Source organism: Haemophilus sp. HMSC071C11 (assembly GCF_001837655.1).
Lineage (GTDB): Bacteria > Pseudomonadota > Gammaproteobacteria > Enterobacterales > Pasteurellaceae > Haemophilus > Haemophilus influenzae.
Genome location: NZ_KV833441.1, coordinates 24,093 through 42,106, shown reverse-complemented (window position 1 = coordinate 42,106; position 18,014 = coordinate 24,093). Strand labels below are relative to the sequence as shown.

General features: G+C 36.3%; 21 protein-coding genes and 1 pseudogene. 15 read left to right on the top strand and 7 right to left on the bottom strand.

All coding sequences use genetic code 11. The annotated features are described in order from the left end of the window. Positions 1 to 187 precede the first annotated feature (187 nt). Positions 188 to 1,552, bottom strand: coding sequence for a toxin/drug exporter TdeA (locus tag HMPREF2644_RS06975; protein WP_005656589.1), 1,365 nt, complete (start codon positions 1,550 to 1,552; stop codon positions 188 to 190). Positions 1,553 to 2,081: 529 nt separating this feature from the next. Here HMPREF2644_RS06975 and HMPREF2644_RS09235 point away from each other — a divergent pair. The 4 genes from HMPREF2644_RS09235 (at position 2,082) to HMPREF2644_RS06960 (ending at position 3,666) form a co-directional block, all read left to right on the top strand. Further along, the gene (locus HMPREF2644_RS09235; RefSeq protein ID WP_080316036.1) at positions 2,082 to 2,309 is read left to right on the top strand and encodes a hypothetical protein; all 228 of its coding nucleotides are present in this window, start codon (positions 2,082 to 2,084) and stop codon (positions 2,307 to 2,309) included. Then, on the top strand, positions 2,310 to 2,681 hold the full coding sequence (locus HMPREF2644_RS09455; RefSeq protein ID WP_038441254.1) for a YadA C-terminal domain-containing protein: 372 nt from the start codon (positions 2,310 to 2,312) through the stop codon (positions 2,679 to 2,681). It abuts the gene before it with no gap. A 257-nt stretch (positions 2,682 to 2,938) separates the two neighbouring features. Next, positions 2,939 to 3,484 (top strand): sigma-70 family RNA polymerase sigma factor, encoded by a 546-nt coding sequence (locus HMPREF2644_RS06965; RefSeq protein ID WP_005650421.1) that lies wholly within the window; start codon positions 2,939 to 2,941, stop codon positions 3,482 to 3,484. 8 nt (positions 3,485 to 3,492) lie between these two features. After that, on the top strand, positions 3,493 to 3,666 hold the full coding sequence (locus tag HMPREF2644_RS06960) for a zf-HC2 domain-containing protein (RefSeq protein WP_005650423.1): 174 nt from the start codon (positions 3,493 to 3,495) through the stop codon (positions 3,664 to 3,666). A gap of 94 nt (positions 3,667 to 3,760) precedes the next feature. Here the strand turns inward: HMPREF2644_RS06960 and HMPREF2644_RS06955 are convergent, their stop codons facing one another. Next, positions 3,761 to 4,624, bottom strand: coding sequence for a DMT family transporter (locus HMPREF2644_RS06955; RefSeq protein WP_070828346.1), 864 nt, complete (start codon positions 4,622 to 4,624; stop codon positions 3,761 to 3,763). A gap of 174 nt (positions 4,625 to 4,798) precedes the next feature. Here HMPREF2644_RS06955 and msrAB point away from each other — a divergent pair, with 174 nt between their 5' ends. The 4 genes and pseudogenes from msrAB to HMPREF2644_RS09450 all read left to right on the top strand — a co-directional run bounded on the left by msrAB (position 4,799) and on the right by HMPREF2644_RS09450 (position 8,184). Further along, the gene (msrAB, locus tag HMPREF2644_RS06950) at positions 4,799 to 5,860 is read left to right on the top strand and encodes a bifunctional peptide-methionine (S)-S-oxide reductase MsrA/peptide-methionine (R)-S-oxide reductase MsrB (RefSeq protein WP_005656593.1); all 1,062 of its coding nucleotides are present in this window, start codon (positions 4,799 to 4,801) and stop codon (positions 5,858 to 5,860) included. Between the two features lie 11 nt (positions 5,861 to 5,871). After that, the gene (locus HMPREF2644_RS06945; RefSeq protein WP_005656594.1) at positions 5,872 to 6,513 is read left to right on the top strand and encodes a cytochrome c biogenesis protein CcdA; all 642 of its coding nucleotides are present in this window, start codon (positions 5,872 to 5,874) and stop codon (positions 6,511 to 6,513) included. Between the two features lie 42 nt (positions 6,514 to 6,555). Further along, positions 6,556 to 7,026, top strand: coding sequence for a redoxin family protein (locus HMPREF2644_RS06940; protein ID WP_038441252.1), 471 nt, complete (start codon positions 6,556 to 6,558; stop codon positions 7,024 to 7,026). A 240-nt stretch (positions 7,027 to 7,266) separates the two neighbouring features. Then, positions 7,267 to 8,184: pseudogene (locus HMPREF2644_RS09450) on the top strand (lysine exporter LysO family protein). 66 nt (positions 8,185 to 8,250) lie between these two features. On the opposite strand, the gene HMPREF2644_RS06925 reads toward HMPREF2644_RS09450, so the two are convergent. From HMPREF2644_RS06925 to moeA, 3 genes are all read right to left on the bottom strand, one after another. Then, positions 8,251 to 8,574: an HI1450 family dsDNA-mimic protein gene (locus tag HMPREF2644_RS06925; RefSeq protein ID WP_005628170.1), complete on the bottom strand. Its 324-nt coding sequence runs from the start codon at positions 8,572 to 8,574 to the stop codon at positions 8,251 to 8,253. A gap of 65 nt (positions 8,575 to 8,639) precedes the next feature. Further along, a complete protein-coding gene (moeB, locus tag HMPREF2644_RS06920) occupies positions 8,640 to 9,371 on the bottom strand; it encodes a molybdopterin-synthase adenylyltransferase MoeB (RefSeq protein WP_038441246.1) in 732 nt (243 codons plus the stop codon). A gap of 3 nt (positions 9,372 to 9,374) precedes the next feature. After that, positions 9,375 to 10,589 carry a molybdopterin molybdotransferase MoeA gene (gene moeA / locus HMPREF2644_RS06915; RefSeq protein WP_038441244.1) on the bottom strand — a complete coding sequence of 405 codons (1,215 nt, stop codon included), beginning with the start codon at positions 10,587 to 10,589 and terminating at the stop codon, positions 9,375 to 9,377. A gap of 136 nt (positions 10,590 to 10,725) precedes the next feature. Here moeA and folE point away from each other — a divergent pair, with 136 nt between their 5' ends. From folE to bioD, 3 genes are all read left to right on the top strand, one after another. Further along, positions 10,726 to 11,382: a GTP cyclohydrolase I FolE gene (folE, locus tag HMPREF2644_RS06910; protein ID WP_038441464.1), complete on the top strand. Its 657-nt coding sequence runs from the start codon at positions 10,726 to 10,728 to the stop codon at positions 11,380 to 11,382. 60 nt (positions 11,383 to 11,442) lie between these two features. After that, the gene (locus HMPREF2644_RS06905) at positions 11,443 to 11,709 is read left to right on the top strand and encodes a YcgL domain-containing protein (protein WP_038441463.1); all 267 of its coding nucleotides are present in this window, start codon (positions 11,443 to 11,445) and stop codon (positions 11,707 to 11,709) included. A gap of 101 nt (positions 11,710 to 11,810) precedes the next feature. Next, on the top strand, positions 11,811 to 12,539 hold the full coding sequence (bioD, locus tag HMPREF2644_RS06900) for a dethiobiotin synthase (RefSeq protein WP_038441242.1): 729 nt from the start codon (positions 11,811 to 11,813) through the stop codon (positions 12,537 to 12,539). 87 nt (positions 12,540 to 12,626) lie between these two features. On the opposite strand, the gene metF is transcribed toward bioD, so the two are convergent. Next, positions 12,627 to 13,505 carry a methylenetetrahydrofolate reductase gene (gene metF / locus HMPREF2644_RS06895; protein ID WP_005650448.1) on the bottom strand — a complete coding sequence of 293 codons (879 nt, stop codon included), beginning with the start codon at positions 13,503 to 13,505 and terminating at the stop codon, positions 12,627 to 12,629. Positions 13,506 to 13,967: 462 nt separating this feature from the next. On the opposite strand from metF, the gene rplM reads away from it, so the two are divergent. From rplM to HMPREF2644_RS06875, 4 genes are all read left to right on the top strand, one after another. Further along, positions 13,968 to 14,396: a 50S ribosomal protein L13 gene (gene rplM, locus HMPREF2644_RS06890; protein WP_005628896.1), complete on the top strand. Its 429-nt coding sequence runs from the start codon at positions 13,968 to 13,970 to the stop codon at positions 14,394 to 14,396. A 16-nt stretch (positions 14,397 to 14,412) separates the two neighbouring features. Beyond that, entirely contained in the window at positions 14,413 to 14,805 is a 393-nt protein-coding gene (gene rpsI / locus HMPREF2644_RS06885; RefSeq protein ID WP_005631594.1) for a 30S ribosomal protein S9, read from the top strand. A gap of 180 nt (positions 14,806 to 14,985) precedes the next feature. After that, positions 14,986 to 15,624, top strand: coding sequence for a stringent starvation protein SspA (gene sspA / locus HMPREF2644_RS06880; RefSeq protein ID WP_005656607.1), 639 nt, complete (start codon positions 14,986 to 14,988; stop codon positions 15,622 to 15,624). Next, a complete protein-coding gene (locus HMPREF2644_RS06875) occupies positions 15,624 to 16,076 on the top strand; it encodes a ClpXP protease specificity-enhancing factor (RefSeq protein WP_005650453.1) in 453 nt (150 codons plus the stop codon). Before sspA ends, HMPREF2644_RS06875 begins: the two co-directional genes overlap by 1 nt. 35 nt (positions 16,077 to 16,111) lie before the next feature. Here the strand turns inward: HMPREF2644_RS06875 and dxs are convergent, their stop codons facing one another. Further along, positions 16,112 to 17,989, bottom strand: coding sequence for a 1-deoxy-D-xylulose-5-phosphate synthase (gene dxs / locus HMPREF2644_RS06870; RefSeq protein ID WP_048949914.1), 1,878 nt, complete (start codon positions 17,987 to 17,989; stop codon positions 16,112 to 16,114). Positions 17,990 to 18,014 lie beyond the last annotated feature (25 nt).

The following is an 18,014-nucleotide window of genomic DNA, read 5'->3' as shown; positions in this document are numbered from 1 at the left end:
CTGCATCAGAAAAAGTAGGCGAAATGAAAGAAAAAGCAACTGAAATGAAAGAGGCGGTTTCAGAAAAAGCAACTCAAGCAGTAGATGCAGTGAAAGAAGCGACAAAATAATAGGTTTAATTTAAATAACAAAATCCCTGTTAAAGAAATTTAACAGGGATTTTTTATAGATTAATCCAATTTGATTTTTACAAATAATATCCCGCCATTGAGCTATATACCGCATTTTCACTTTGTAGCACTTGATATTTTGCATTCAAAATCGCAAGTTGTGATGATTTTTCCGTATTGGCTGCAACTAACCATTCGCGCAATTCGGATACGCCCGCATTATAGCGGTTTCGATAATATTGTGTGATACGCTGATTGTAACTATGGGTTTGCTGTAAATTACTTAATGTACTTTGCGCTTGGGTAAAGGCAAAATAGTTGGTATCCACATTATTGAGAGCGGTGGTAATACGTTGTTCGTAATTTAAACGTGCTGTTTCATAGTCAGCTTCAGAAATTTTAACGTTCCATTTTACGGTGTTCCAATTTAAGAACGGTAGGCTAATTCCTACTGTACCAGCAGCCACAGGGTTATGTAACGCCGTACCAACCGTGCTTGCTGTTGAAGAAAGGCTTGCACCTAAATTAACCTCTGGGAACCAACTTTTTTGAGTTGCTTTGGCATTTTTGAATGCACTGCTTAAACGGAATTGTGCTGCTTTTACATCAGGACGATTTGCAATTACAGACACAGGCACGTTTAAGTTTACGCCTGCCGTTTTCACATTCATAATATGTGGGAACGTGATATTTAATGCTTCATTTGGTTTTAGGTTGAGAAGATTACGCAGTGTTTGTTCTGCTGTTTTGCGTTGGGTTTCAAAATTTAATTTGTTATTACGTGCCGTTAATATGGCTTGTTGTGCTTGATCAACGCTGGCTGCATCAGCCACGCCTTGCGCTAAACGCGTTTGCATAATATTGCCAATATCCGTGTAATATTTGATCGTTTCGTTGGTTGTGCTAATTGCATCATTTAAATAAGCAATTTGATAATAAGTTGTTACTACAGAATTGATTAATGATAAACGAGCCGATTCCATATCTTCTGCAGTTGCTTTGTGCGACCATTCCGCCGCATCAACAGTATTGGCCAAACGTTGCCACAGATCTAATGTATAGCTCACATTTAAAGAACCTTTGTGTGAAATGGCAGAGTTTGTACTGATATCAACTCGGCGTTGTGCTGCTGATGAAGTTGAACCATTAAATGCAGGCACTAAATTTGCGCCCACTAAATTTGCACTGTAAAGCGCACGGTTTACCGCCACGGCTGCTTTAGCTAAATCTTTGTTGTTTATTAATGCTTGTTCTACTACGCGATTTAATTGTGCATCATCATATAACGACCACCAATTTTCTTTTACATTATATTGCTTGGTAATTTCTTCATATTGCTTGTAATCTTCAAGGCTAGCTTGATAAGAATCGCCAATATTGGCACATCCCACTAATGCACTAGACATCAACAAAGCAAGCGTGATATTTTTCATTTTAAACATTGAATTTTCCTTTCTACGAACTAAAAAGTGCGGATGATTTTAACCGCACTTTTTTATTTATAAAATAAATATTGTGACTTTTATTTATAATGAATATTTGTTCAGAGGCAAGTATTTTAAAGTTAAATATTGGAATTTGCACGAAAAAATTTGTATTTCCTTTACATATCAATTTATTTAACGTAAAGTCGCGCTTCTTTTTTGTTTTATCCTAGGAGGATATAATATGTTTTATTACAATTCTGAAAGCAAGCAATGCTAATCTTTTCTTTTCATCTGTCAAGCTAACCACGACAGCTTAACTTATCAGCAGTTTGCTAATCTCTTCTCAAGCCTTTGCGGCGAGTGACAATTCAATTAGTACGAATTACGGCATTAAAGAGTTTGGGGCGTATAGCCTGATCATTGGTAATTTAAAGAATAATACAATTAATAGTAAAAAAGCCGAAGACTTTAGGACTTACAAAGATGGTATATATAATACAGTATTGGGGGTGTCAAATAAGGTTGAAGGTTCATATAACATGCTATAGGTTATGAAAGTGAAGCTAAAAATGAAACTGGTACTAATAAAGTAGAAAATGCTATTGCTCTAGGTAACAAAGCAAAAGCTAAATATAACAACTCTATTGCTGTAGGATATAGTTCAGAAACTACAAGAGAAAATGAAGTTTCTTTTGGTAGAGAAGGTACAGAAAGATACATTGCTAATGTAAAAGCAGCCGAAAAAGACACTGACGCAGTAAATAAAAAATAAATGGATGATGGCGATACACAAACTTTACAAACTGCAAATCAATATACCGATCTCAAATTAGGCACGTTGCAAACGCAAGTGCATAATTTCCAATCAGATTTTAACGAGCTAAATGGCAAATTAGGAAAATTAGACAGCAAATTAGAACGTGGTTTAGCGGCGGCTAACGCACTTTCTGGTTTAGTCTTGCCACAAGTGGTCGGAAAAGCGAGTTTTTCTGCTGCGGTGGGCGGTTATGGCAGCCGTAATGCGGTGGCGATTGGTGTAGGCTACACACCAAAAGCGAATATTACATTAAAAAGCGGTATCGCCGTAAATGCAGGCAAAAACAGTAAAATTTCCTATCAAATGGGAGCTGGTTGGGTTTGGTAAGGCTAACACAACTAATCTAATTGGATAAATTAGCATCTAAAAAGAGCATTTTTTGTTTAGTATTAATCTAAATCGAAAATGCTCGTTTTTTGTCTTAATTATTTTTTTCTTAAACACCAGATTTTTCTTAACTTTGCGAAACAGATTTAATGTAAAATTTTTCATTTTAAATTTCCTTTTTTGAGTGTAAAAATAGCTACCTTAGTTTATTAAAGGAAGTGGGTTTCATTTCTTACATAAGTTTTAAAGGAGTTAAAATGAATGTTATTTCTGATCTTGAGCTTCAGCAAATTCGCACTCAAATGCTGACATTTGCACAATTGCAAGTAAATCAAGCCGATCTTGCTGAAGATTTAGTACAAGAAGCTTTTTTAAGTGCATTCAAAAATCTTGATAATTTTAAGCATCAATCTGCATTTAAAACTTGGATTTTTGCGATTCTTAAAAATAAGATTATTGATTATTTACGTCAGAAAGGGCGGTTTGTTTTAGAAAGTGAACTTGAAGATGAAGATACCAATAATTCATTTTTTGATGAAAAGGGGTATTGGAAACCAGAACATTACCCGAGTGAATTACAAGGCGAAGAAGAAACGGTTTATTCCGATGAATTTTGGCTGATTTTTGAAACTTGTTTGACTTGTTTACCCGCCAAACAGGCAAAAATTTTTATGATGCGAGAGTTTTTAGATCTTTCATCTGAAGAAATTTGTCAAGAAACGCATTTAACTTCGTCTAATTTACATACCACCCTTTATCGGGCTCGTTTACAGTTGCAAAACTGTCTTTCAAAAAAACTTTAGGAGAGATTATGCGTTGTCGCCAAGCCACTCGAATGATTTCCGAATCGCACGAACGTTCATTAGATATACAAGAAAAAGTAGGGCTAAAAGTGCATTTAGCTATGTGCTCGCGTTGTCGTCGTTTTCAAAGAAATTGCAAAACCTTAAGTATGATGATGAAGAAATTTAAAGATTCACATTAAGAGTGATGAAAGTATTAAAAAATCCGCTATTTTGACCGCACTTTATAGCGGTATTTCTAACTTATCCATACGGCATTTTGTAATCTCAAAGGTTTTATTTCTTCAGCTTCGCCAATAAACTCACTGCGCCCACAATTATAACTGCACCGAGCCAAAAATAGAGGTTAGGCGTATGATGCCAAAAGAGCCAGTCGAAAACGCTAGAGAAAACCACGCCAGTGAAAGCAAAAGGAGTAATGATATTGGCGGGTGCGTATTTAAAAGCGTGCGTGAGTAATAATTGGAAAATCAATCCGAAACCGCCCACCAATAGTAATAAGCCAAGCTCGTATAAATTAGGGATTTTCCATTGGTTAATAAAGAAGACTGGTAACATGAACGTACCAATCAGATGAAAATAAAATACGATATTTTTTGGTGTGTTGTATTTGTTTAATTCTTGTAAGCCAATAAATGCCATTCCCGCTAATACAGCACCAGATAATCCAATCAGCACATAAATAGGATCAACATTGCCATTGTGATTGGTGAGTAAAATAATGGAAACGCCAAGAAAACCGATTAAGCTACATAAAAGCACATTAAGCGGTGTTTTTTGATGGAAAAAAAGCAATAAAATCGGGATAAATAGGGCAGAGGTATTCATCAATAAGACAGCGATGGAAAGCGGTAAGAACTTCACGACATAAAAGTTAATCAACATATTCGATACACCCGCGGCATTACGCAGGATTAAAAATTTCCATTGACGAGTATCCACTTTAAAATCGCGATCTTTAATCACAAAAGGAAGTAAGAAAAGCAAGCCGATTAAAAAGCGTGAAAATAAGGTTTCACTTGCAGGGATTGTTTGAGAAGCGGTTTTGACAAATACATTCATCAAGGTAATGGAAAAGTACGCTGATACCATAAAACTAATCGCTTTGTGATAAAGTGAAGGAATGGAATGTGATTGCATATAGATTTTTACCTTAGAAAAGAGGGGGAGATTGGGCATCTTAACGCTTTATTATTGGTTATAACAATGGATTTTAATCAATTTCTTTAAAAATTTTGCAAAAATCTGTAAGAAATCGAATTATCCGCCGTCTAACCTTATGTAACGTTAATTTTTACTTCATAAGGAAAAGCAATGAAACTATCAAAAACATTTCTATTTATTACCGCACTTTGCTGTGCAGCACCAACTTTAGCAATACAAAATTCAACATCATCATCTGGAGAACAAAAAATGGTAATGGAAAATACGCAAAACATCCGAGAAATTTATCTTGCTGGTGGTTGTTTCTGGGGTATGGAAGCATATATGGAGCGTATTCACGGTGTGAAAGATGCGATTTCTGGCTATGCCAATGGTAATACGGGGAAAACCAGTTATCATATGATTGGGCTAACCGATCACGCAGAAACGGTAAAAGTCACTTACGATGCAAACCAAATTTCGTTAGATAAATTGCTTAAATATTATTTTAAAGTGATTGATCCAACGAGTGTAAACAAACAAGGTAACGACCGTGGTAGACAATATCGCACAGGGATTTATTATCAAGATGGGGCAGATAAAGCAGTGATCGAACAAGCTCTCGCCCAGCTTCAAACCAAATATAAAAAACCAGTACAAATTGAGGTGCAGCCGATTAAAAATTACATCGTAGCAGAAGAATATCATCAGGATTATTTGAAGAAAAATCCAAATGGTTATTGCCATATTGATATTACCAAAGCAGATGAACCTGTGATTGACGAAAAAGATTATCCGAAACCGAGTGATGCAGAACTCAAAGCGAAATTGACACCGTTGCAATATTCCGTTACTCAAAATAAACATACTGAACGCTCTTTTAGTAACGAATATTGGGATAACTTCCAACCCGGTATTTATGTTGATGTCACTACAGGCGAGCCTGTTTTCTCTTCAAATGATAAATTTGAATCAGGTTGTGGCTGGCCAAGCTTTACGAAACCGATCATTAAAGATGTAGTGCATTATGAAACCGACAATAGCTTCAATATGCAACGTACCGAAGTGTTAAGTCGTGCGGGCAATGCCCATTTAGGACACGTTTTTGACGACGGCCCGAAAGATAAAGGTGGTTTACGTTATTGCATTAACAGTGCATCAATTAAATTTATTCCGTTAGCTGAAATGGAAAAGGCAGGATACGGATATTTGATTCAATCCATTAAAAAATAAGGAGATGTAGGATGTTAGATCAGCAACTCCTTATTGGAACTGTATTTTTAGCTGGGCTTGCTTCTTTTCTTTCGCCTTGTATTTTCCCGATTATTCCAATTTATTTTGGTATTTTGAGTAAAGGCGGTAAAAAAGTCTTAAATACTTTTTTATTTATTTTAGGGCTTTCCCTTACATTTGTCAGTTTAGGCTTTAGTTTTGGTTTTTTAGGGAATATTTTATTTAGTAACACTACCCGCATTATCGCTGGCGTTATCGTGATTATTTTGGGTATTCATCAACTTGGCATTTTCAAAATTGGTTTGTTGGAACGCACGAAATTGGTGGAAATAAAAACATCAGGAAAATCAACCGCACTTGAGGCATTTGTTCTTGGTTTAACGTTTAGTCTTGGTTGGACACCTTGTATTGGCCCGATTCTGGCTTCCGTGTTAGCTTTATCAGGCGATGAAGGCTCTGCACTTTACGGTGCATCAATGATGTTTGTTTATGTCTTAGGGCTTGCGACCCCGTTTGTACTGTTTTCGTTCTTATCTGACAGCTTGCTCAAACGTGCCAAAGGGTTAAATAAACACTTAGACAAATTTAAAATCGGTGGCGGAATTTTAATTATCGTGATGGGTATTTTATTAATTACGAATAATTTTTCGTAAAACATAACCTCAACAAAAGAAATTTATAAAAGGAAAAAAGCAATGAAAAAACTATTATCAATATTTCTAATGGCATTCAGCCTAAACACTTTTGCACAAACTAATTTGGCGGATGTGCAACTCAAAGACTTAAACAATCAGCCAGTTACTTTAAGCCAATATAAAGGCAAACCTGTGTATGTAAAAATGTGGGCATCTTGGTGTCCAATTTGCTTGGCTGGCTTAGCTGAAATTGATGATTTAAGTGCAGAAAAAGATCGTGGATTTGAAGTCATAACCATTGTTTCGCCCGATCACAAAGGCGAAAAAGACACCGCTGATTTTATTGAATGGTACAAAGGATTAGAATATAAAAATATCACGGTGCTTTTAGATGAAAAAGGCGAAATCATTGACAAAGCAAGAGTGCGTGGCTATCCGTTCAATCTCTTTTTAGATAGCGATCTAAACCTGAAAAAAACCGTACCAGGGCATTTAGGTGCAGAGCAAATTAAAGTTTTTGCAGGGAAATAATGATGAAAAGCGGCTTATTTTTTAGCCGCTTTTTTATATCCTCGTTTTTACATAATAAAGAGATAAAATATCCTACATAGAAAGTTTGTTCATTGAGCGTTTGGTAGATTGATAAAAAATATATATTATAAGCGGTATGATTTTATTGCTTGTATAAGTAATTTTTATTTTTACTGCAATATTTATTCAAATTATCTTTGAAAATTAAATAAAGTGCAGTGATCTACAAAAAGGAAAATAATGGAAGAAATTATTAACGGATTGCTTATCGTACTTGTGCCGATGATGTTGGGGTATTTAGTCAAAATACAGAATCAAAATACCTTGGCATTCATAAATAAAATAGTGATGTTATTACTGTACATTATTTTATTTATGATGGGGTTTATGCTTGGTCAGCTAGAGCATTTAGAACAAAAATTGCCAATTATTGGTATGACCGCTTTAGGGCTATCGGCTATCATTCTGACTTGTAATATCCTAGGTTTGGCTATTTATGACAGCACTTTGCCTAAGCCTGTTAATTATTTACAGGGATAATTGCCATCTCGTTGGCATTCGTTAATAGACTCAATTAAATTATTAAGTGCGGTGATTATTGGCATCGTTTTAGGTTGGCTGTGTAATGATTGGTTGCATTTCCCACATGGTTCCAATCTTTACGTGCTTATTGCTTTGATCTTTTTTGTGGGAATTCAACTTCGTAACAATGGCATTTCCTTGAAAGAAGTCTTGCTAAATAAGCAAGGTTTAATGATGGGAGCGATTTTTACCCTAAGTTCTTTAGTTGGTGGTGTTATTTCGGCATTTTTTCTAAGTATTCCGATTACTCAAGGTTTAGCCTTTTCATCGGGATTTGGTTGGTATTCTTTATCAAGCGTCGTGCTGACAAATGCTTGGGGGCCGATGCAGGGGAGTATTGCCTTTTTTAATGATTTATCGCGTGAAATTTTGAGTTTATTTTTAATTCCACTGTTTATGCAACATTATCGCTCTACAGCTATTGGGATTACAGGCGCAACAGCATTAGATTGTACATTGCCGATTATTCAAAAATCAGGCGGAATTGAAGTAACGCCTATCGCCATTTCTTTTGGTATGGTCACAAATTTATTACCACCGCTGTTATTAGTCTTTTTCTCGAGTTTTCCAATTTAATGTGCGTTAATTTTAAGCGAAAAGAATAAGGGAAATCAGATGATTTCCCTTATTTTTACATTATCGTTACTTTTTCCAAATAACGTGAAATTCACGATCTTCTTCTCGGTGAGAAATTAAGAATTTAGCAAATACATCATCCATTTCATCTTGCTCATTGACTAATCCCACCCACACTTCAGCGTATTCTTCAGGATCAATCAGTACACCAATTTCTTCTTCCCAATCATCGGCAGTTTCAACAAATTCCACACCACCGCGTTCTTCAAATTGTAGGTTGAATAAAAGAATGTCGGCAGGATCTAAATTTTCTCCAGCCATTTCTAAGAAAATATCGTAAGCAATATCAATGGCTGTATCGGGATCAAGTTTTTTAATTTCTGTTGTCATAATGTTTGTCGTAAAGGTTATGATTAATAAAAAGTGCGGTTAAAATTTTTCTCTTTTTAAGGGTTTTATTCCACATTGGTTGGAAGTTTAATTTCTCGGATATTCATCGAAAAACCATCAATCATCAATAAGCGGCCACATAAATTCTTACCGATTTTTAACCGCACTTTAATTGCTTCTAAGGCTTGAATGGTGCCCACAATGCCGACGATTGGTGCAAGCACGCCAGCTTCTACACAGCTTAATACATTTTGTCCAAATAATTTACTGAGATCACGATAAGTAGGCGTATTCGGTTCATAAGTGAAAACGGAAACCTGACCTTCCATTCGAATCGCCGCACCTGAAATCAATGGAATTTTTGCATGATTACATTGGCGATCCAATTGATTACGGATTTCCACATTGTCTGTACAATCTAAAACAATATCAAAGTGCGGAATGATTTCTGCGAGTTTTTTTTCGTCTAACTTAGCATTAATCGTCTCAATGTTTATATGTGGATTGATTTGTTCCAGTGCAATTTTAGCTGATTCTACTTTGGGCATATTCAAGCGAGCATCGCAGTGCAAGACTTGTCGTTGAAGATTCGAAAGAGAAACTGTGTCGAAATCCAACAGTGTTAAATTCCCAACGCCTGCTGCTGCGAGATATTGGCTGGCTGCACAACCTAAACCGCCAAGCCCAACGATCAGCATTTTGCTTGCTTTAAGTTTTTCTTGCCCGTCAAAATCTACGCTTTTAAGAATAATTTGACGGTTATAACGCAATTCTTCTTCGTGACTAAGTTCGATCATTTTTTATCCTAATAAATGATTGAAAGGCTCAATTATCACTGTTTCGCCCGCAGAAACATTGCCACGTTCTTGTTCTAACACGATAAAACAATTGCTTTTTACAAAAGCACTAAAGAGATGAGAGCCTTGAAATCCCACTGATTGTACTTCAATTTGACCTTGTTCATTGATGTGATAAAAACCTCGTTGGAAGTCTAAACGTCCCACTGCTTTTTTCAAATTCATTGTGGCAATGGCTGAAAAGTGCGGTGGATTTTTCCATTGTTTTTGCCCTTGCAGTTTAGCGATTAATGGCTGTACAAGTTGATAAAATGTCACTAATGCAGAAACAGGATTACCGGGTAAACCACAGAACCAAGCGTTTTCTAATTTACCAAAAGCGAATGGTTTGCCCGGTTTGATTGCGATTTTCCAAAAATTTACTTTGCCGACTTTTTCCAATACCGCTTTAGTGAAATCCGCTTCTCCAACGGAAACACCGCCACTGGTAATCACTAAATCGGCTTGGCTTTGTGCGGCAATAAATGCTTTTTCAAATTCAGCTTCGTTATCAGGTAATAGCCCTAAATCAATGACTTCACAGTTAAGTTTTTCAAGTAATAATTTTACAGTGAAACGGTTGGTATCATAGATTTGTCCACTTTGTAATGGCTTGCCGACTTCCACAAGTTCATCGCCAGTTGAGAGTACGCCGACTTTTAATTGGCGATAGCATTTTACTTCTGCAATGCCTAGAGAGGCTAATAATGGCAAGGAAACAGGAGTAAGCGGTGCGCCTTGTTCTAATACCACATCGCCTTTTTTTACATCTTCGCCAATACGACGGATGTTTTGATTTGGTTTAGGTAATTCACTAAAAGTGATGGTGCCGTCTTCATTGAGTGTCACTAGCTCTTGCATTATCACTGCATCTGCGCCTTCAGGAATCATCGCGCCAGTCATAATTCTGACCGCACTTAGTGATTGCCATTCCTCTTGGAATGGATTACCTGCAAAAGATTTTCCTGCTATCGAAAGCGTTAAAGATTGTTGTAAATCCGATAAACGTACAGCATAGCCATCCATTGCTGAATTATCGAAAGAGGGAACATTGATAGGCGAAATAATATCTTCTGCACAAATTCGATTGGCGGCTTCTTGTAAATTTAAGCTTTCAGTTTGAGTTGGGAAGGGAATCTGTTCGAGCATTTTCGAGCGAGCTTGATCCAATGTAAGCATAGAAAATCCTTATTTAATAAAATAAGTCGGTATTTTATCTCTAAAGACTTATTCATTCAAATTTGCAATTTTTATCATTTTACCATCCTATTATCCTTTGTTAGAATAGCCGATTATTTTTTCAGGAAAGACGATGATGAATAAAATTTCACTGGATGCGCAGAATGTAAGAAATGCCTTGATTGAGAAAGGCATTGAAACACCCATGATTGATCCAACGCAGGCTAAAAATGAACGCCGAGAAAGCATTGCAAAACATATGAATGAAGTAATGAAACTGATTGGATTAGATTTGCGAGATGATAGTTTGGAAGAAACGCCAAATCGTTTAGCTAAAATGTTTATTGATGAGATTTTCAGTGGAATGGATTATGCCAATTTTCCTAAAATGACGAAAATAAAAAATCAAATGAAAGTCAGTGAAATGGTGCAAGTGAATGACATCACGCTAACAAGCACTTGTGAACATCATTTTGTGACGATTGATGGTAAAGTTTGTGTGGCGTACTATCCAAAAGATTGGGTAATTGGTCTTTCTAAAATTAATCGAATTGTCTCGTTTTTTGCTCAACGTCCACAGGTTCAAGAACGCTTAACCGAGCAACTTTTGACGGCATTTCAAACCATTCTTGAAACCGATGATGTCGCGGTATATGTGAAAGCGACCCATTTCTGTGTGAAAGCGCGTGGTATTAGAGATACAAATAGTTATACTGTCACATCTGCTTATGGTGGCGTATTTTTAGAAGATAGAGATACTCGTAAAGAATTTTTAGCCACAGTTCAAAAATAGGAAATGATAAATTGTAATCCGCACGTAAAATGTGCGGATTTTTATTTCGGGAAATTAAATATGTTATGTGCCATTTATAAAAGTAAAAAGAAGTTAGGAAGCTACCTTTATGTTGCCGATAGAGAGGATTTTTCTTCAGTTCCCAGCGTTTTACTCGAACATTTTGGTAAACCAGAATTAGTAATGATGTTTAATCTGCTTGGGCGTAAAGCATTACACAATGTAGATTGTAATGAAGTATTGGAAACAATTAAACACCAAGGATTTTATTTACAAATAGCAAAACAAGATGATGGTTTATTTAATAGCTTGAGTGAGATCAAATAATTTGTCTATTTCTAAGATAAAAAAGTGAAAATTTGCGTTATCTCAAATTATTAAATAAAAAATTCCTTTAAAATCCACCGCACTTTTTAAAGGAGAAAAAAATGAGTAGCTTTTTTGTCGCTGGGACAGATACGAATGTGGGGAAAACAACAGCAGCACGCGCAATGATTCAAGCCTTGCAAGGGCAGGGAGTGCAAGTTGTCGGCTATAAACCCATTGCTTGTTGTGGAGAAGAGAGTATTTATCCTGTTGCGCAGTCTGAAAATACATCTGATTATGATAATTTCGTAAATGCTGATGTATTAACGCTGATGCATTCAACAAAGGAAAATGTGTCTTATCAGGATATTAATAGCTATACTTTTAGTCACTGTGCACCAATGCTCACGCAAGATAAAATGCGAATTAAATTAGATAAAATTAATTGTGATTTAACGCGTTTGAATCAAACTTATCAATCTGTTGTGGTGGAAGGATCTTTTGGTTTAATGACACCAATGGCAGAAGGAAAAAGTTTTGCAGATTGGATTACTCAACGAAAAATGCCAGTAGTACTTGTAGTTGGAATTAAAGATGGTTGTGTAAATCACGCTTTATTAACGGTAAAGGTTATCCAACAGTTGGGTGTGCCATTATTAGGTTGGATAGCAAATCGAATTAATCCATTATTAAGCCATTATGCAGAAATTGTTGATTTACTTGTTGAACATATTGATGCGCCGCTTTTAGGTAAAATTCCTTATTTACATAAACCCGAAGAACAAGAATTAGGGCATTATTTAACGAATATAGATCGATTAATGTATATGCAAACTGAATTAGTAAAATAACGAAGTGCGGTTGAATTTTTTTAGTTTTGTATAAGGGCGAAATATCGCCCTTATTTTGTGTTGAAAAGAAATATATTATTGTGATAATTAAGGTCTTACACCTAACATATGACAGATAGCATAAGTTAATTCACTACGATTTAACGTATAAAAGTGGAAGTCATTCACGCCTTCGCGAGATAAAATTTTTACCATATCCATTGCAACACTTGCTGCTACAAGATTACGTGTAGTTGGATCATCATCCAAACCATCATAGGCTTTAACTAACCACGCTGGAATTTTCACATTAGTGAATGATGCCATTTTTTGGAGTTGTTTAAAATTAGTAACAGGTAAAATACCGGGTACGATTTCAGTATCAATACCAATTGATGCACAACGATCACGAAAACGCAGGTAGTTTTCAATATCAAAGAAAAATTGCGTAATCACGTGATTTGCACCTGCATCAATTTTACGTTTTAAATTAATCAAGTCTGCTTGTGCGGATTTTGCTTCTGGATGAACTTCAGGATAAGCGGCTACAGAAATATCAAAATCAGCGACAGAACGGAGTAATTCAACAAGATCTGACGCATAAAATGGTTTTTTCGCGTAACCTTTAGGTTCGTCACCGCGTAACGCAACAATACGGCGAATACCACTATCCCAATAATCTCTCGCAATTTGTTTTAATTCTTCAGGTGTGGCATCAATTCCAGTTAAATGTGGTGCGGCTTCTAAGCCCGTTTCTTGTTTAATGGCTTTCACAATGCCGTGAGTGCGGTCACGTTCTCCCGAATTTGCGCCGTAAGTGACTGACACAAATTTAGGCTTTAAGACTTTTAAACGATGAATGGAATCCCATAGAAGGGTTTCCATTTTTTCGTTTTTAGGAGGAAAAAATTCAAAAGAGACATTAATTTTTTTATTAAAATCTGCAATATGTTGATTTAATGTATCAATTTCTTTCGCGTAGCTCATAAGGCTTCCTTTAGGATTCTAAAATAGTATTTGTACAATAAAATAGGTTTTAATATGAGTCAATTTCAATTTATTCATTAAAAGTATGATTATTATTAATAATTCAATAAATGGATAATGATTGTTCAATAATAATTAATTTTTAGATCAAAACGTACCCAAAACTACCGCACTTTTGTTAGCAATGATTTATCCTATTTTACAATGAAAAAAAGTGCGGTAATTTTTTTGTATATTTTTATAGAAAGATAAATGCGTGTTAAATAAATACAATAGATTTATTTTTTAGTGCAAAAAATTAGCATTTTATGAAAAAACGAGTATAATACGCCGACCCTGTAAATGTGCGAATTCCCATCGTACATTATTTTATCGAGATCACACTCGAAGGGGTGATGATTAAGATTAATGGTTGTGTTCATAAGAACACTGGGTATCAAACTAATTTTTGGTAATTAATTAATGAAAACTTTTGTAGCAAAACCAGAAACGGTTAAACGCGACTGGTACGTAGTAGATGCGACAGGTAAAACTTTAGGTCGTTTAGCGACTGAATTAGCACGTCGTCTTCGTGGTAAACACAAGGCTGAGTACACTCCACACGTAGATACTGGTGATTACATCATCGTTATCAACGCAGACAAAGTGGCAGTAACTGGTCGTAAAGAAACAGATAAACTTTACTACTGGCACACTGGCTATGTAGGTGGTATTAAACAAGCGACTTTCAAAGAAATGATCGCTCGCCGTCCTGAAGCAGTGATTGAAATTGCGGTTAAAGGTATGTTGCCAAAAGGTCCATTAGGCCGTGCAATGTTCCGTAAATTAAAAGTGTATGCAGGTGCTGAACACCAACACGCTGCACAACAACCACAAGTATTAGATATTTAATCACGAGGTTTAGAAAATGGCAGAGAATCAAAACTACGGCACAGGCCGCCGCAAAAGCTCTTCAGCTCGTGTATTTATCAAACCGGGCAGTGGTAAAATCACTATCAATCAACGTGAATTAGATGTTTACTTTGGTCGCGAAACAGCACGTATGGTAGTACGTCAGCCATTAGAGTTGGTTGAATTAACTGATAAATTAGACCTATACATCACTGTTAAAGGTGGTGGTATTTCTGGTCAAGCGGGTGCAATCCGTCACGGTATCACTCGTGCATTGATGGAATACGATGAAACATTACGCCCAGCACTTCGTGCAGCTGGTTTCGTTACTCGTGACGCACGTCGCGTTGAACGTAAAAAAGTGGGTTTACACAAAGCACGTCGTCGTCCACAATACTCAAAACGTTAATTTTTATTTTCGTTTCCAAAAGAAAAGCAGAGAGAAATCTCTGCTTTTTTATTATTTGAGTTACTCTAACTTATTGATTATAAAACAATAAAAAAGATTATGTTGGCAAATAGGTAATGCTTTATGGTAAAATGTTGCCCCTTAAAAACCTAGAATATTTTTGGATCTTCGGAGGAATAAATGTCCAGCACATCAAGTAAACGTTCAGTAATGACCCTTTTTTCAAATAAAGATGATATTTATTGCCATCAGGTAAAAATTGTTTTGGCAGAAAAAGGTGTGCTTTATGAAAACGCAGAGGTTGATTTGCAAGCTCTACCAGAAGATTTAATGGAATTAAATCCATACGGCACTGTGCCTACGTTGGTTGATCGTGATCTCGTATTATTTAATTCACGCATCATAATGGAATATCTTGATGAGCGTTTTCCACATCCTCCATTAATGCAAGTGTATCCTGTTTCTCGTGCTAAAGATCGACTTTTAATGTTACGTATTGAACAAGATTGGTATCCAACCCTTGCAAAAGCAGAAAATGGCACAGAAAAAGAAAAAACTTCAGCATTAAAACAGTTAAAAGAAGAACTATTAGGGATTGCACCAATTTTTCAACAGATGCCTTATTTTATGAATGAAGAATTTGGTTTGGTTGATTGCTATGTTGCACCATTATTATGGAAATTAAAACATTTAGGTGTGGAATTTACAGGCACAGGAAGTAAAGCGATTAAAGCTTATATGGAACGTGTGTTTACACGTGATTCTTTTTTGCAATCTGTAGGTGAAGCTGCACCAAAAAATTTAATGGATGATAAATAATGGAATATAAATCTTCTCCTAAACGCCCTTATTTATTACGCGCCTATTATGATTGGCTAGTAGATAATAGTTTTACGCCTTATTTAGTTGTTGATGCGACTTACTTAGGTGTGAATGTTCCTGTCGAATATGTAAAAGATGGACAGATTGTATTAAACTTGTCTGCCAGTGCTACGGGCAATTTACAACTTACAAATGATTTCATCCAGTTTAATGCGCGTTTTAAAGGTGTCTCTCGTGAACTGTATATTCCAATGGGCGCAGCCCTTGCGATTTATGCTCGTGAGAATGGCGATGGCGTGATGTTTGAACCTGAGGAAATTTATGATGAACTTAACATTGAGCCAGATACTGAACAACCAACAGGTTTTTATGAAGCAGTAGATAAGCCTAAAAAACGAGAAGAAAAAAAGAAAACAAAATCAGTTTCCCATTTAAGAATTGTGGATTAAGAAAAAACGCGATGAAATTATCATCGCGTTTATTTTTATAAATTACCTTGTTTTGCAATAAAGTTGAGAATTTTTTCTTCAATGCCTTTTGTATCCAATCCTAAATCTGCCAATGCTTCTTGCCGTGTCGCTTGTGGAATAAAATAATCTGGCAAACCAAGTTGTAAAAGTGCGGTTGATTTTCCTGATGAATTTAGTACTTCCGCAACAGCAGATCCCGCTCCACCTTGAATTGCATTTTCTTCCAATGTGACCAAATAATCGTGAGTTTGTGCAAGCACATTAATCATTTCAATATCAATCGGTTTCACAAAACGCATATCGACAACCGTTGCATTGAGTTTTTCTGATGCTTCTAACGCAGATGGTAACAGGGTACCAAAGTTTAAAATCGCAATTTTTTGACCCCCTCGAATTAAACGTGATTTACCGATAGGTAGCATTTCCAAAGGAGTAAGTTTTACACCAACGGCATTTCCGCGAGGATAACGCACTGCCGCTGGTTTGCCACATTGATAACCTGTATAGAGCATTTGACGGCATTCATTTTCATCACTTGGTGTCATGATAATCATATTGGGAATACAACGCATAAAGCTGAGATCAAATGCCCCTTGGTGTGTAGCACCATCTGCGCCAACTATTCCCGCTCGATCAATCGCAAATAGCACAGGGAGATTTTGAATGGCAACATCGTGAATTAATTGATCGTAAGCACGTTGTAAAAATGTCGAGTAAATTGCGACAACAGGTTTGTATCCGCCAATTGCAAGTCCTGTAGCAAAAGTGACAGCGTGCTGTTCTGCAATTGCTACGTCAAAATATTGTTTTGGGAAGCGTTGGGAAAATTCTACCATACCTGAACCCTCACGCATTGCAGGTGTGATACCAATAATTTTGGCATCTTTTTCTGCCATTTCGCATAGCCAATCGCCAAAAATTTTCGAATAAGTTGGTTTACTATTGTTTTTGGGTAATTCGCCACTGATTGGGTCAAATTTTGGTACGCCGTGGAAACCAATCGGATCTTTTTCTGCAGGCGCATATCCTTTACCTTTTTTTGTTTTTATATGTAAAAATTGCGGGCCTTTCAGATTACGCATATTCGTAAGTGTTGCCACTAATTCCTCAATGTTATGCCCGTCCACTGGGCCAATATAGTTAAAACCGAGTTCTTCAAATAATGTACTTTCTGGCGAAAACATTACACCTTTCATATGTTCTTCGGTTTTTTTCATAAAGTTTTTGATTGGAGGAACTTTATCAAGGATTTTTTTACTGCCATCACGAAGTGTAGAGTAGAGAGAGCCAGAGAAAATACGCGCAAGATGATTATTTAATGCACCAACGTTTTCTGAAATAGACATTTCGTTATCATTTAAAATAACTAACATATCTGTATGCAATGCCCCAGCGTGATTTAATGCCTCAAATGCCATTCCCGCCGTAATTGAGCCGTCACCGATGACACATACTGTTTTTCTACTTGCATTTTCTCGTTCTGCAGCGACTGCAATACCTAATCCCGCACTAATAGACGTGGAGGAGTGACCAACACTTAATACATCAAATTCACTTTCTTCACGCCAAGGGAAAGGATGAATACCGCCTTTTTGACGAATTGTGGACATCTGCTCTCGGCGACCCGTTAAAATTTTATGTGGATAAGCTTGATGTCCAACATCCCAAATTAACTGATCAAATGGTGTTTTATACACATAATGTAGCGCAACAGTCAGTTCCACCGTGCCTAAACCTGATGCTAAATGCCCGCTAGTTTGACTAACTGATTCTAAAAGATAAGCACGTAATTCTTGGCAGAGTTGTGGTAGCTGGTCTTTATTTAAAAGACGTAAATCTTCTGGAGAATTAATTAAAGATAAAAGAGGATAATTGTTCATATTGTTAGTCATTTTAAAAACGTTATAAATTTTGACC